Below are 12,529 nucleotides of genomic sequence, written 5' to 3' on the forward strand. Positions count from 1 at the left end.
CATGCCCGCATGTGCGGACGATTCGATCAAAATGACACCATGCAGCGCTATCTCAGCGCTTTCGGCTGGGCCGATGCCGTTTATCGCGGCGAGGCCGGCTCCACCCACAACGCCGCGCCCGGGACTTACCGGCCCATCCTGCACATGCAGGACGGCACGCCGCAGGCAGACGATCTGTACTGGGGCTACCGCGCGGCGTGGGCGGCGCAGAAGCTGCCGGTGTCGGTCAATGCGCGGCTGGAAAAAATCACCAATAACTACTGGGCGCGCCTGCTCGAGACCGGCCGCGCGCTGGTGCCCGCCAACGGCTGGTACGAGTGGACCGGCGAGAAGGGCCAGCGCCAGCCCTGGCATATCCACCGCAAGGACCGCGAACCCATCTTCATGCTGGCGCTGGCCAACTTCGGGCCGTACAAGGAGCACAAGGCCGAGTCGGGCTTCGTGCTCATCACGGCCGACACGTCCGGCGGCATGGTCGACATCCACGACCGCCGACCGGTCTGCCTGAACGCGGCCGACGCCGCGACCTGGCTGGACCCGGCCTTGAGCACCGGGCAGGCGGAACTGCTGGCGCGTTCGATGGCGCTGGGGCCGGAAGAGTTCGAATGGTTCCGGGTCAGCCCCGACCTGAACCGCGCCGGCAACCAAGGCGACTACCTGATCGTGCCGCTGGCCGACTGAACCTGGAAAAAATCTATGATGAAAAGCAGTTCCAAAGGCGGTCTCGTGTACTCCACCGAGACCGGCCGCATGTGTCCCGACTGTGGGCGGCCGGTCGCCGCCTGCGCCTGCAAGGCGAACGCGAAGGCGGCGCCGGTGGGCGACGGCGTGGTGCGCGTGTCGCGCCAGACCAAGGGGCGGGGCGGCAAGTGCGTGACGGTGGTCAAGGGGTTGGCGCTGGACGGCGACGCGCTGGCCGCGCTCGGCAAGCGGCTGCGCACCGCCTGCGGCTCCGGCGGCACGGTCAAGGACGGCGTGATCGAAGTCCAAGGCGACCATTGCGAGCTGATCATGGAGGCGCTGAAGCAGCACGGGCACAGCCCCAAGCGCCAATAACGCACCGCCTTGCATCGCGTTTCAGGCATTACACCTTCTTCACAAACTCCGTCTTCAAGCTCATGTTGCCGAAGCCTTCGATTTTGCAGTCGATGTCGTGGTCGCTGTCGACCAGGCGGATGTTCTTGACCTTGGTGCCCATCTTGACCGTGCCGCCGCCACCCTTGAGCTTCAGATCCTTGATCACCGTGACGGTGTCGCCGTCTTGCAAGATGGTGCCGCTGGCGTCGCGGTAGACGCGCGGGCCGTCTTCGGCGTCGGCCACGGCCCCGGCCGTCCATTCATGGGCGCATTCGGGGCAGACGTACTGCGTGCCGTCCTCGTACGTCAGTTCGGAGCCGCATTGCGGGCAGGGTGGTAGTGCGCTCATCGTAGTCCTTGAAGTGTGCAGGCGCGGCCTGCAAAAGGACGCAGTATAACAGCGCGCGCCTCCGGCCAGCTAGCTGCGGGCTCTTGCCTGGTGCGCTTGCCATCTCTTCTCCGGCCGGCGCGATATTCAAGTTCAATAGGCGCACGTTTGATATAGATCATGGGGTGCGGCCGGGGCTCACGTAGCCTAGGGAATTCGCGCAACCGCAACTCCGGTGTCGCGACCCTAAACACAACCCCATTTTTTTTTCAGAGGTAACCCAATGTTTTCTTTCAATCAGTCTGTCACTCCCGCCGCTAAACACCATATGGAAGCTCAAATTTCCTATCTGAACGACATGTCGCGCTCCTTGTTCCGTACCGTTCAGCAGTACAGCGATCTGAACATCCAGCTGGCGCAGACCATCATCGAGGAAGCCACGCTGACCGGCCACGAACTGATCACCAGCGACAAGCCGACGGATGCGCTCAACGTCACCCTGTCGCACGCCCAGCCGACCGCAGACAAGCTGCGCGCCTACCAGCAGCACCTGTCGCGCATTGCCGCCAACACCCAAGTGGACCTGGCCAAGGTGGCCGAGGAGCACGTCACCGAAACCAGCCGCACGGCCAAGGAGCTGGCCGAGGAAGTGACGCGCCTGGCGACCGAGGAAACGGAGAAGACCGTCCGCAGCCAGCAGGACGCGATGCGCCGCATGGCTGCGACGTTTGACCAGTTCGCCGACGGCCAGCGCGGCCCGCAAGGCGAGATGGGCAGCCGCGCCGGCCAGAATGGCCATGGCGCGCAGGCGGGCGACGGTGACGGCAGCCGCGTCGCCGGCGCGCCGGTTCACCAGACCGCCGCTGGCAAGCAGCAACAGCAGCCGGGCCGCAAGGAAACCTGACGCGCCTTGGCCAGCGGCGCTCCGCGTCCCGGTGCTTCCGGCTAGACTCTGCCCTGCATGGTTCCAGGGAGGAGCGCAGCATGTCGGAGTGGCTGGAATTGCTGGAGTGGCCGGCCATGGCCGCGTCGTTGCTGGCGGCCTGGCTGGTTGCGTCGACGTCGGCGCGCCGCCGGCTGGCGGGTTTCTGGGTTTTCCTTGTCAGCAATGCGCTGTGGATAGCGTGGGGCTGGCAGGATAGCGCTTGGGCACTGATCGTGCTCAACGCCTGCCTGGCCGCAATGAATGTGCGCGGCATAGTCAAGAACGAAGGCGGGGACGGGGCCTCCTAAGCGGCGCTCGTCACCTGGCACCCGGCACCCACGATTTCGCCATTTCTGCTACATTGGCGCCATCCGTACGACAGGAAGGCATGCCATGAATACCGCTACCCAAACCGATACGCTGCACATCGTCTGTCCGCATTGCGACGCGGTCAACCGCGTCCCCGCCACGCGCCTGGGGCAGGAACCCACGTGCGGTAAATGCCAGAAAGCACTGTTCAGCGGCAAGCCGGTGGATTTGTCCAGTGCACGTTTCCTCAAACAAATCGAACGCAGCGAGTTGCCGGTGCTGGTGGATTTCTGGGCGCCGTGGTGCGGTCCCTGCCGTTCCATGGCGCCGGCCTACGAGCAAGCCGCGCGGCGGCTGGAGCCGGATTTCCGCGTGGTCAAGGTGAACACCGAGGAGGCGCAGGATATGGCTGCGCGCTACGCCATCCGCAGCATTCCTACGCTGGCGCTGTTCCGCAATGGACGTGAAGTGGCGCGCCAGCCGGGCGCCATGGACGCCAACAGCATCGTGGCGTGGGCGCAGCAGCATAACCGGTAAACGGTCTAGTCCGTCTGCCTGCGCAGCCAGGCGCGAATGCCGTCCAGGCTGCGGAAATCGGCCACCGAGCGGCAGGCGATGCCGGGATGGCGCGCTTGCAGCATGCGCGAGAGCGCCGCGCCGGGACCCAGTTCGAGGGCGGCCGTGATGCCTGCTTCCGCGCAGGCGTCCATGCACTCATCCCATACGATTTTTTCGCCGAGCTGGCGCGACAAGTGCTCGACGGCCTGGTCTGGTCTGTCCAGCCGGGCTGCGCTAATGCCGGATAGCACGGGGCTGACGGGCGGCTGCAGGCGCGCGGCCCTCAGCGCGCCTGCGAACGGGACGACGGCGTCGGCCATATAAGGGGTGTGGGAAGCGATTTCGACCGGTAGTCGCGTCACGCGCGCGCCCGCTGCGGTGAGCGCGGCTTCGATATCTCCGGTCCGCGCGGCAAGGCCGCCGAGGATGCAACTGTCCTCGCCGATGGCGATGGCGACGTGGAAGCCGGCGCGCGCTGCGTGCGCGGCCGACAGCGGCTGCGGCAGTCCCATCACGGCCAGTAGCGCTTGGCCGGGATGCCGCGCCAGGCATGCATCCATCAGGGTGGCGCGCGTGTTCGCCAGTTCAATGGCGTCGAGTGGCGCGATGGCGCCGGCGACGCTCCAGGCGGCCAGCTCGCCGATGCTGTACCCGGCCACCAGCGCGGGCGCGGGTGTGGCGTCGCGCAGTGCTTGCCACATGGCCAGCGTGGCCGCGACGATCAGTGGCTGGGCGCTGCGGTTCGCGAACAGGGCGGCGGGCGGCTCGGAAAAAGGCGGCTTATCCAATCTGGCCCGCGCTACGGCCGCCGGCCCGCCGGCGTCTCCTTCGCAAGCCGGATGCGCGCGCGCGACATGCGTGCCTGAGCCGCCATGCTCGAGTAGCGCGGCGGCCGCAGGATCGCTGCGCGCGAGGTCGAACATGCCCGCATGCTGGCCGCCCTGGCCGGGACAGAGCAGCAGGAGCCGGGCGCTCATGGCCACGCGTGCGTCGCGAAGGCGTGCACCAGGCAAGTGGCCGAGAGCAGATCCGCAGCGCCGCCTGGCGACAGTTTTTGCGTGACGAACAAGCGATGGCACTCCAGCGCATGTTCCCGCCACGCGGGATGGCGAGTGCCGCCCAATGCGACGAAGCGCTGGGCGTGCTCGCGCACCATCTGCGCGCCAGCCGCGCCGCCGCGATGCAGGACGTTGGTGTCGCTGACGTGGGCCATCAGCGCGAACAGGGCATCGATGCGGGCGTCGGCCATGCTGCCGCCGCGCGACAGCGTCCCCTGCAGCGCGGGCAGGCCGACATCGAATACCGATGGCAAGCCGAGCGCGCCTTCCTCACGCGCGCCGGTGGCGGCGTGCAGGGCTGCGGCGCGCCGGCCGTGCGAAGCACAGGCGCCGGCAGCTGCCGCGGCGGCACGCGCATGCGCCGCCAGCGCGCTGCCCCAGTTCTCGGTAAGCGCCTTGCGCAAGGACCGCGGATCGATCTTGGCCGGCAGATGGCCCGGCAACCCGCCCGCACCGGCGAACGACCTGATAGCCGGCATGGCGCCTCTGCGTGCGTACGCAGCACTGGCGCGCCCCGAGAAATGCCGTCCCAGGGCCGCGCACAACAGTCCCAAACTGAAGATTGCGCCACGATGGGTGTTGATGCCCTGGGTCGCTGCCATCATGCGGGCTTCGGCGGCGACGCCGAGCTGTTTCAGGCGCGCGAACGGCGCCTCCTCCAGGCCGGCCTTGCAGATGTCGGCAAAATAGTGCCGCAGCGAGAACAGGCTGCGCATGAAGGTGGCCGCGTCCATATCGTCGTGGCTGCCCGTGTCGACCAGCGAAACCAGGCCGGGCTTGGGGTAAAGCGTCAGCTCCGCGTACAGCGCGCGGACGGCCAGCTGCGCCGCTACCCGGCAGATGCTCATGCCGGCCTCAGCGTGGCAAGCAGCTTGTCGGTGGCGGCCAGGCGCACGCCTTCCATGTCCTTGACCAGCACGCGCGCACCCGCCGCCCCGGCTGACAACCATTCTTTCCAGGACACGGCCTGGCCGGACGGGAACATCACTTCGCCGTCCAGCGGGAGGCCGTGCCTGGCCTCGTCCAGCAGCGCCAGACCGGCATGCAGCTGCTGGCTGCTGACGGGGCGGAACAGGATATCGATGTCGGACGTGGCCGTGATGGCCGGCAGGCCGGTGACAGCTTGCCAGGCCAGCGAGCCGTAGACGCGCAGGTCCAGTCCTGTCGACAGTTCCTGCAGGCGTGTGTAGCCGCGACGCCAGTGTTCGGGCAGCGCCGCGCGGGCCGCTTTCAGCGTCAGCGGCGCGCTGCATTTTTCAACGTGTTCCAGCGGCACCCGCAAGGCGATGCGGCGCTTGACGCCCTCGGCATCCGGCGGCAGGGCGATGCCGACGCAAACCTCGTGCGCCGGATCGCTGTCCGTGTCGCCGCGCCGGACGACGGTGGGCCATTCCTCGCTGCGCCAGAAATTCAGCACGCTTTCGTGCTCGGGATGCGCTCCCAGCGCGGCTTGCCAGCCGTCGCGGGTGAGCCAGACCAGGTCATGGCGCTTGTACACGATGTCCACCAAGGATAGCTTGAATGACGGGATGGGCGAGCTTGCGGCCGCCGCGTTCGAGGCCAAGGGCGGCGCGCCGGTCCGGCAGCACCGCCGCGCCGGCGTCCGGGGACGCCTTCCGCATTGCCTCCGGTTCCTCGCCCGGGGCAGTGCCGGTGCGCAGCGCCTCGGCCAGCCGCGCGGCGAGGTCGCCGTCCCAGATCGCCTGCAGGCCGCCCATGCGCAGGTAGTTTTCCGGCCCGGGCGCAAACACGGGATTGCTGCGCGCCAGTTCGGCCAGCGTCTCCTCCGGTACTTTGGTGATGCGCGCCATGGCCGCCAGGCCCATCACGCGGATGGTGGCGGCGGGCAGGGCGTAGCAGGCGTCGGCCATCAGGCCGCTGGTGATGAAACCGCCCGACAAGGCCTGGTCGTATACCAGTGCCACGACCTTGTGCCCGCGGCGGCGCGCCAGGTCGATGCACTTTCCAAGGTGAGCCATATAGCTGTTAATGCCCAGCATTTCGTCGCGGTGGCGCAGGCGCTGGCCCTGGGTATCGACCAGCAGGACGATGGGGCGGCCAGGATGGTCGCGCACCGTCGCCAGCACGGACTGCGCTTGCGCCAGCGCGATCTCGATGCCGATGGGAGCGTGGTCCGTGGTGCCGATGACGGTCACCGTCCGGCCTTCCACCTGCGCTTCGCCGGCCAGGAACTGGTCCCGTTCGGCGATGCCGTGGCCTTGCGGGAAAAGGGCGTCTGCCAGTGTCTTGCTATCCATCATAACCCTCCTGCGCGGTGGCCTGCGGCGGCCGCGATGAACGGGCCGACATCCAGCATTGCTATATTGGCCGGGTCGGGCATGCCCAGTTCGCGCCAGATGTCGGCCGGGTCTTGCAGGGCGCCGTAGCGCGCGATACGGTCGGCCAGCATGGCTTGCTCCCGCTCCAGCGATTCCAGCGTCAGCTCCGCGCTGCCGGCTATTGCGGCGATGGCCTCGATGGCGGCCTCGCGGAAGGCGGCGATGGTGTCCGGCACGATCGCCTGGCAGTCGCCCATCAGGTAGCGGTGTTTGCCGCCGGTGGTGCGCCAGACCAGTGCCCGGTCGCGCGCATCGAATTCCTCCACGCCGTTGGCCGTCTCGATCACCTCCGGGCCGGACATGGACAGCCGCGCTTCCTCCGACATCACCACCGCGTTGGTGCAGCGGGCCACGATGCCCATGCCGCCAAAGGCCCCGTTCGAACCGCCCACCAGCGCGATGACCGGGATGCCGGCCGCGCGCACATCGAGCACGGCCCGCATCACTTCGGCCACGGCGATCAGGCCGGCGTTGGCTTCGTGCAGCCGCACGCCGCCGGATTCAATCAGCAGCACCACGGCGCGCGGGCGTTCGGCCAGTGCGCGGCGCAGCAGGCCGGTCAACTTCGCGCCGTGCACTTCGCCGACCGCGCCGCCCATGAAGCCGCCTTCCTGCGCCGCTGCGAACACCGGCATGCCGCCCAGCAGTGCGCGACCGGCCGCGACGCCGTCGTCGAAGGCCACCGGCGCGTTCAACTGGCCCAGGTGGGGGCTGACGACGCGCTCGGACGGGCCGATGAATTCTTCGAAGCTGTCCGCGTCCAATAGTTGTCGCAGGCGTTCGCGCGCGTTCGCTTCCAGGTAACTGCTCATCGGTTTTCTCCCAGCATGGATGCCACCGCCTGGTCCAGCCGCAGGCTGACCACGGCGGGCGTGGCGCCGACGTCGTTGATGGCGATGCGCACGTCGGCCAGCGGCCAGCGCTGGTGGAAGTCGCGCAGCACCGCCTCCCAGATCGGGCCGAAGCCGACGGCGGCGGTTTGCACTCCGATGGCGCAGGCGCCGTCCAGCGCGGCAGGCTCGATCAGCACTTCCAGGTTGCCGGAGCCGACCACGCCGACCAGTTGCGGGGTTGGCGGCAGGCGCCGCGTGCCGTTCTCAAAACGATACTGTAGAGTTTCCATCTGCATTCCCTGCATTGTCATTCCCGCGCAGGCGGGTATCCATAGACCGCCTGACGGGACACTCATTGTGGATTCCCGCTTCTGCGGCGGTCCGCCGATGCGGAATGACACGTTTTACCAGTTCCTGAAGCGCTGCGGCGGATTGTATAAGCCGCCGGAAGCCCGCACCAGGTCCTTCATGTTGCGCGCCGCCAGCAGGTCGCGCGTGGCGAGCCGTTTGTCGACGCCGATGTCCTCCGCGCGCTGGATCACGCCCCGGTCGCGCAGGTTCTCCACCATGCGCCGGTCCCGCCCCAGGCCAACCGCAGTGTAGCCCGCCACGCCCCGCACCGCCTGCTCGCGTTCCTCGTCGCTGCGGCACAGCAGCAGGTTGGCGATGCCTTCCTCGGTCAGGATATGGGTCACGTCGTCGCCGTAGATCATCACCGGCGGGATCGCCATCTTCGCCTGTTCGGCCAGCGCCCAGGCGTCCAGGCGCTCGACGAAGGCCGGCTGCATGTGCTCGCGGAAGGTCTCGACCATCTGCACCACCAGTTTCTGCCCGCGCGGGATCATGTTGCGGCCTTCGCGCGCCTGCTGTCCGGCCTTCAGCCACGCCGGGCTGGCATGCCGCCGTCCGCGCGCATCGGCGCCCATGTTCGGGGCGCCGCCGAAGCCGGAAATGCGCCCCAGCGTGGCGGTTGAGGAATTGCCCTGCAAGTCGATCTGCAGCGTGGAACCGATGAACATATCGCAAGCATAATGCCCCGCCGCCTGGCACAGCGCGCGGTTGCTGCGCATGGAACCGTCGGCGCCGACCGCGAACACGTCCGGCCGCGCGCGGATATAGTCCTCCATGCCCAGCTCCGAGCCGAAGGAGTGCACCGATTCGACGAAACCGGCCTCGATGGCCGGTATCAGGGCCGGGTGGGGATTCAGGGCCCAGTGGCGGCCTATCTTGCCCTTCAGGCCCAGCGAGGCGCCGTAGGTCGGCAGCAGCAGCTCGATGGCGGCGGTGTCGAAACCGATGCCGTGGTTCAGGCGCTGCACGCCGTATTCTGCATAGATGCCCTTGATGGCCATCATCGCCATCAGGACCTGGACTTCCGAGATCAGGGCCGGGTCGCGCGTAAACAGCGGCTCGATGTAGTAGGGCCGTGGCGACTGCACCACGAAGTCGACCCAGTCGCCCGGAATGTCCACGCGCGGCAGCTTGTCTACGATCCGGTTCACCTGCACAATGACGATGCCGTTCTTGAAAGCGGTGGCTTCCACGATGGGCGGCGTGTCCTCGGTGTTCGGTCCGGTGTACAGATTGCCGTGCCGGTCCGCCGCCTCCGCCGCCACCAGGCAGACGCGCGGCGGCAGGTCGACGAAATAGCGGCTGTAGAGCTCCAGGTAGGTGTGGATGGCGCCGATATTCAGTTTGCCGGCCGACACCAGCTTGGCCACCCGCCCGGCCTGCGGGCCGGAGAAGGAGAAGTCCAGGTGCGACGCCACGCCGCGCTCGAACACGTCCAGGTGTTCGGGCAGGGCCAGCACAGATTGCAGCATGTGCAAGTGGTTCACACGCGCCGGATCCAGTTTCGCCAGGGCCTGCGCCAGGAAGTCGGCCTGCTTCTGGTTGTTGCCCTCGATGCAGACCCGGTCGCCGCATTCCAGCACGGCGTGCAGCAACTCCGCGATGCGCCCTGACGGCAGCGCCTTGCCTTGCAGGTCCGCGCCGACGGCCGCGGCGGCGCGCTCCAGGCGCTGGGCGCGGTTGCGTTGCAAGGTATCCCAAACGCGCGGCGCGTTCATCATTTGGCTCCCATCATCATGTCAGGCAGGCCGGTGGCGATGCCGGGGAAGACGCACAGCAGGATCACGGCCACGAACATCAGCGCCACGAAAGGCATGACGCCCCAGATGACGTCCTTGAGCGGTATGTCGGGCGCGATGTTCTTGATGACAAAGATGTTCAGGCCCACCGGCGGATGGATCAGGCCCATTTCCATCACCACGGTCATGACCACGCCGAACCAGATCAGGTCGAAGCCGGCCGCCTTCAGCGGCGGCAGGATGATGGGCGCCGTCATCAGGATGATGGACACCGGCGGCAGGAAGAAGCCCAGCACGATCACCATCACCAGGATGACCGACAGCAGCAGCCACTTGGACAGATGCATGCCCACCACCCAGTTGGCGGCCGACTGGCTGATGTGCAGATAGCTCATCACATAGGAATAGAACAGCGACATGCCGATGATCAAGAGCAGCATGGTCGATTCCTTGATGGTGGAGGCGAGGATGGGCGCCACGTCCTTGGGCTTCCACACGCGGTAGATGACGGCGATCAGCACCATGGCCAGCAGCGCGCCCAGTCCCGCCGTCTCGGACGGCGTGGCGAAGCCGCCGTACAGCGCGACCATCACGCCGATCAGCAGCACCAGGAAGGGCAGCACGCGCGGCAGCATCTCCACTTTCTGCGACAGCGTGTAGTGTTCGTCGTTCAGGCTGGCCGCCTTTTCGCCGCCCTTCTGATAGATGTCCAGCGCAAGCTGGTATTCCTTGCGGGCGCGGTATACGGCGTAGCTGGCGAACAGCAGCACCAGCAGGACGCCGGGCCCTATGCCGGCCAGGAACAGCCGGCCCAGCGACTGCTCGGCCGCCACCGCGTACAGGATCATGGTGATCGAGGGCGGCAGCAAAATGCCCAGCGTGCCGCCGGCTGCGATGATGCCGGCCGCGAAGCCGGGCGAGTAGCCGCGCCGGCGCATTTCGGGTATGCCGGCCGAACCGATGGCGGAGCAGGTGGCGGGCGAGGAGCCGGCCATCGCCGCGAACAGCGCGCAGGCGAACACGTTGGCGATGCCCAGGCCGCCCGGCACCTTGTGCAGCCAGGCGTGGATGGCCGCGTACAGGTCGCGCCCGGCGGGCGATTTGCCGATGGCGGCGCCCTTCATGATGAACAGCGGGATGGACAGCAGCGTGATCGACGCCATCTCCTCGTACACGTTTTGCGTCACCGTGTCGAGCGAGGAGGGCGGCATGAAGAAGTACATGAAGCCGGTGGCCACCACGCCGAGCGCGAACGCGATCGGCATGCCGGAGAACATCACCACCAGGGTGACCGCGCCGTACAGGGCGCCGAGAGTGAGTTCGCTCATGTCGGTTTTCCTTGGCCGGCCGGCCGGTCGCTCAGGCGCGCCGCGGTTTGCAGCAGCAGTTGCAGGGTGAGCAGCGTCATCCCCAGGGCCATCATGCCGTAGGGGATCCACAGCGGCGGCGCGAAGGTGGAGGTGGTGGTCTGGCCGTCGACAAAGGCCTCGTGCCACAGCGTCCACGATTTCCACGAGAAGAAGGCGCAGAACAGCATGGACAGCAGATCGACGACGAACAGGCGAACCGCGTTGACGCGCGCCGGCAGCAGGCCCGCCAGCGCTTCGATGCCGATATGGCCGCGATAGGACTGCACATAGGCGGCGCACGAGAAGGTGACGCCGACCAGCATGAACACCGACGCTTCGTCCTGCCAGTCGGTGGGCGCGTTGAAGAAGTAGCGCGACACCACCGAGTAGGTGAGGATCAGCGCCGTGAGGATCAGCGCGCACATGGACACCGCCAGCAGCGCCTTGTTCAGCTTATTCAGCAGGCCGGACGCGCCGGCCAGCGCCGCGTTGTCCGGCACGGCCGGCCCGCTCGGCGCATTGAGTTCGAAGCCGTGGCTCATAGCGTCTTCTCGGCCAGCTTGAGCAGCTTGGCGCAGTTGTCGTTCTTCTCGCCGTAGTCCTTCCACGCGGTGGTGCGCGCGATGGCCTGCCAGCGCTTCACGGTGGCCGCGTTCAGGTCCACCACTTTTGCGCCGGCCTTCTGGTAGACGGACGCCACGTGCGCGTCGTCCGCCTGCGCGGCCTTCAGCGCGAAGGCCTCCATCTCGGCGCCGACCGTCATGATGGTGGCCTGGTGCTCCTTCGGCAGCTTGTCGAAGATGGCCTTGGACATCATCAGCGGTTCGAACATGAACCAGTAGGCGTTGCCGCGCCCCGTGGTCAGCGCCTTCGACACTTCCTCCAGGCGGAAGGAGATCAGCGAGGTGGAGGAGGTCAGGGCCGCGTCCATCGCGCCGGTCTGCATGGCGGCGTAGATTTCGTTCGAGGGCAGGGATACCACGGCGGCGCCGGCCGCTTTCAAGATCAGGTCCATCTCGCGCGAACCGCCGCGTATCTTCATGCCCTTGGCATCCTCCGGCTCCACCACCGGCTTGCTGCGCGAGGCCACGCCGCCGGCCTGCCAGATCCAGCTCACCACCACGATGCCTTTCTCGTACAGGATGCGTGCCAGCTCCTTGCCCACTTCGGCGTTCTTCCAGTTGTAGCCCTGTTCGTAGGACGTGACCAGGCCGGGCATCAGGCCGATATTCACCTCCGGCACCTCGCCGCCCGCGTACGACAGCGGCACCAGCGACAGGTCGAGCGCGCCCTTGCGCATGGCGGAGAACTGGGCGTTGGTCTTCATCAGCGACGAACCGGGGTAGATCTCGAACTTCAGCGCGCCCTTGCTGCGCTTTTCAACTTCCGCCGCGAACATGCGGGTCAGGCGGTCGCGGAAATCGCCCTCGGCCACGGTGCCGCCGGGGAACTGGTGCGAGATTTTCAGGGTGGTCGCTTGCGCGTATGCGCTGTGCATCCAGAACGGGCTGGTCGCGATCGCGGCCAGGATCGCCCTGCGGTCCATTACAGTCATACATCCTCCAAGGTGGTGAGTGAATTATGCAGATGCCGTTTTTGTGTATACAAGAATATATGGCTTGAATACATTGTCAAGATAAAAATGCCATCTATAATGAAGACT

Annotated in this window: 16 protein-coding genes; 5 read left to right on the plus strand and 11 right to left on the minus strand. The window is 67.0% G+C overall.

All coding sequences use genetic code 11. The annotated features are described in order from the left end of the window. Positions 1-9 precede the first annotated feature (9 nt). Together ACSQ8Y_RS06255 and ACSQ8Y_RS06260 are read left to right on the plus strand one after the other, a co-directional pair. Complete coding sequence (locus tag ACSQ8Y_RS06255) at positions 10-681, plus strand: SOS response-associated peptidase (RefSeq protein WP_436265591.1); 672 nt, start codon at positions 10-12, stop codon at positions 679-681. 18 nt (positions 682-699) lie between these two features. Further along, positions 700-1,056 carry a translation initiation factor Sui1 gene (locus ACSQ8Y_RS06260; protein WP_436269765.1) on the plus strand — a complete coding sequence of 119 codons (357 nt, stop codon included), beginning with the start codon at positions 700-702 and terminating at the stop codon, positions 1,054-1,056. Positions 1,057-1,084: 28 nt separating this feature from the next. Here the strand turns inward: ACSQ8Y_RS06260 and ACSQ8Y_RS06265 are convergent, their stop codons facing one another. Then, positions 1,085-1,426: a zinc ribbon domain-containing protein YjdM gene (locus tag ACSQ8Y_RS06265; protein ID WP_436265592.1), complete on the minus strand. Its 342-nt coding sequence runs from the start codon at positions 1,424-1,426 to the stop codon at positions 1,085-1,087. A gap of 307 nt (positions 1,427-1,733) precedes the next feature. On the opposite strand from ACSQ8Y_RS06265, the gene ACSQ8Y_RS06270 reads away from it, so the two are divergent. From ACSQ8Y_RS06270 to trxC, 3 genes are all read left to right on the plus strand, one after another. After that, a complete protein-coding gene (locus ACSQ8Y_RS06270) occupies positions 1,734-2,309 on the plus strand; it encodes a phasin family protein (RefSeq protein ID WP_436265593.1) in 576 nt (191 codons plus the stop codon). Between the two features lie 80 nt (positions 2,310-2,389). Beyond that, positions 2,390-2,638, plus strand: coding sequence for a hypothetical protein (locus tag ACSQ8Y_RS06275; RefSeq protein WP_436265594.1), 249 nt, complete (start codon positions 2,390-2,392; stop codon positions 2,636-2,638). Positions 2,639-2,723: 85 nt separating this feature from the next. Next, positions 2,724-3,176 carry a thioredoxin TrxC gene (trxC, locus tag ACSQ8Y_RS06280; RefSeq protein ID WP_436265595.1) on the plus strand — a complete coding sequence of 151 codons (453 nt, stop codon included), beginning with the start codon at positions 2,724-2,726 and terminating at the stop codon, positions 3,174-3,176. 5 nt (positions 3,177-3,181) lie between these two features. On the opposite strand, the gene ACSQ8Y_RS06285 is transcribed toward trxC, so the two are convergent. The 10 genes from ACSQ8Y_RS06285 to ACSQ8Y_RS06330 all read right to left on the minus strand — a co-directional run bounded on the left by ACSQ8Y_RS06285 (position 3,182) and on the right by ACSQ8Y_RS06330 (position 12,421). Further along, the gene (locus tag ACSQ8Y_RS06285; protein WP_436265596.1) at positions 3,182-4,174 is read right to left on the minus strand and encodes an ACP S-malonyltransferase; all 993 of its coding nucleotides are present in this window, start codon (positions 4,172-4,174) and stop codon (positions 3,182-3,184) included. Further along, the gene (locus ACSQ8Y_RS06290; RefSeq protein WP_436265597.1) at positions 4,171-5,103 is read right to left on the minus strand and encodes a triphosphoribosyl-dephospho-CoA synthase; all 933 of its coding nucleotides are present in this window, start codon (positions 5,101-5,103) and stop codon (positions 4,171-4,173) included. Before ACSQ8Y_RS06290 ends, ACSQ8Y_RS06285 begins: the two co-directional genes overlap by 4 nt. Continuing rightward, positions 5,100-5,753, minus strand: a complete 654-nt coding sequence (gene mdcG, locus ACSQ8Y_RS06295; protein ID WP_436265598.1) for a malonate decarboxylase holo-[acyl-carrier-protein] synthase — start codon at positions 5,751-5,753, stop codon at positions 5,100-5,102. Before mdcG ends, ACSQ8Y_RS06290 begins: the two co-directional genes overlap by 4 nt. Further along, positions 5,737-6,513, minus strand: a complete 777-nt coding sequence (gene mdcE / locus ACSQ8Y_RS06300) for a biotin-independent malonate decarboxylase subunit gamma (protein ID WP_436269766.1) — start codon at positions 6,511-6,513, stop codon at positions 5,737-5,739. Before mdcE ends, mdcG begins: the two co-directional genes overlap by 17 nt. Beyond that, positions 6,513-7,406 (minus strand): biotin-independent malonate decarboxylase subunit beta, encoded by an 894-nt coding sequence (locus ACSQ8Y_RS06305; RefSeq protein WP_436265599.1) that lies wholly within the window; start codon positions 7,404-7,406, stop codon positions 6,513-6,515. The genes mdcE and ACSQ8Y_RS06305 overlap by 1 nt, the downstream gene beginning before the upstream one ends. Next, positions 7,403-7,717: a malonate decarboxylase acyl carrier protein gene (gene mdcC / locus ACSQ8Y_RS06310; RefSeq protein ID WP_436265600.1), complete on the minus strand. Its 315-nt coding sequence runs from the start codon at positions 7,715-7,717 to the stop codon at positions 7,403-7,405. The genes ACSQ8Y_RS06305 and mdcC overlap by 4 nt, the downstream gene beginning before the upstream one ends. A 114-nt stretch (positions 7,718-7,831) precedes the next feature. Further along, complete coding sequence (mdcA, locus tag ACSQ8Y_RS06315) at positions 7,832-9,499, minus strand: malonate decarboxylase subunit alpha (RefSeq protein ID WP_436265601.1); 1,668 nt, start codon at positions 9,497-9,499, stop codon at positions 7,832-7,834. Then, positions 9,496-10,845, minus strand: coding sequence for a TRAP transporter large permease (locus ACSQ8Y_RS06320; RefSeq protein ID WP_436265602.1), 1,350 nt, complete (start codon positions 10,843-10,845; stop codon positions 9,496-9,498). Before ACSQ8Y_RS06320 ends, mdcA begins: the two co-directional genes overlap by 4 nt. After that, entirely contained in the window at positions 10,842-11,408 is a 567-nt protein-coding gene (locus ACSQ8Y_RS06325) for a TRAP transporter small permease (protein ID WP_436265603.1), read from the minus strand. Before ACSQ8Y_RS06325 ends, ACSQ8Y_RS06320 begins: the two co-directional genes overlap by 4 nt. Further along, positions 11,405-12,421, minus strand: coding sequence for a TRAP transporter substrate-binding protein (locus tag ACSQ8Y_RS06330; protein WP_436265604.1), 1,017 nt, complete (start codon positions 12,419-12,421; stop codon positions 11,405-11,407). The genes ACSQ8Y_RS06325 and ACSQ8Y_RS06330 overlap by 4 nt, the downstream gene beginning before the upstream one ends. Positions 12,422-12,529: the final 108 nt, after the last annotated feature.

Source organism: Pseudoduganella sp. LjRoot289 (assembly GCF_964252925.1).
Taxonomy (GTDB): domain Bacteria; phylum Pseudomonadota; class Gammaproteobacteria; order Burkholderiales; family Burkholderiaceae_D; genus Rugamonas.

Bases quoted from the DNA above. Each gene is read 5' to 3' on its own strand.
- ACSQ8Y_RS06325 (WP_436265603.1), bottom strand. From the start codon at position 11,408: ATGAGCCACGGCTTCGAACTCAATGCGCCGAGCGGGCCGGCCGTGCCG.
- ACSQ8Y_RS06270 (WP_436265593.1), top strand. From the start codon at position 1,734: ATGGAAGCTCAAATTTCCTATCTGAACGACATGTCGCGCTCCTTGTTC.
- ACSQ8Y_RS06320 (WP_436265602.1), bottom strand. From the start codon at position 10,845: ATGAGCGAACTCACTCTCGGCGCCCTGTACGGCGCGGTCACCCTGGTG.
- trxC (WP_436265595.1), top strand. From the start codon at position 2,724: ATGAATACCGCTACCCAAACCGATACGCTGCACATCGTCTGTCCGCAT.
- mdcC (WP_436265600.1), bottom strand. From the start codon at position 7,717: ATGGAAACTCTACAGTATCGTTTTGAGAACGGCACGCGGCGCCTGCCG.
- mdcE (WP_436269766.1), bottom strand. From the start codon at position 6,513: ATGGATAGCAAGACACTGGCAGACGCCCTTTTCCCGCAAGGCCACGGC.
- ACSQ8Y_RS06290 (WP_436265597.1), bottom strand. From the start codon at position 5,103: ATGAGCATCTGCCGGGTAGCGGCGCAGCTGGCCGTCCGCGCGCTGTAC.
- ACSQ8Y_RS06285 (WP_436265596.1), bottom strand. From the start codon at position 4,174: ATGAGCGCCCGGCTCCTGCTGCTCTGTCCCGGCCAGGGCGGCCAGCAT.
- ACSQ8Y_RS06275 (WP_436265594.1), top strand. From the start codon at position 2,390: ATGTCGGAGTGGCTGGAATTGCTGGAGTGGCCGGCCATGGCCGCGTCG.
- ACSQ8Y_RS06305 (WP_436265599.1), bottom strand. From the start codon at position 7,406: ATGAGCAGTTACCTGGAAGCGAACGCGCGCGAACGCCTGCGACAACTA.
- ACSQ8Y_RS06255 (WP_436265591.1), top strand. From the start codon at position 10: ATGTGCGGACGATTCGATCAAAATGACACCATGCAGCGCTATCTCAGC.
- ACSQ8Y_RS06330 (WP_436265604.1), bottom strand. From the start codon at position 12,421: ATGACTGTAATGGACCGCAGGGCGATCCTGGCCGCGATCGCGACCAGC.
- mdcA (WP_436265601.1), bottom strand. From the start codon at position 9,499: ATGATGAACGCGCCGCGCGTTTGGGATACCTTGCAACGCAACCGCGCC.
- ACSQ8Y_RS06260 (WP_436269765.1), top strand. From the start codon at position 700: ATGAAAAGCAGTTCCAAAGGCGGTCTCGTGTACTCCACCGAGACCGGC.
- ACSQ8Y_RS06265 (WP_436265592.1), bottom strand. From the start codon at position 1,426: ATGAGCGCACTACCACCCTGCCCGCAATGCGGCTCCGAACTGACGTAC.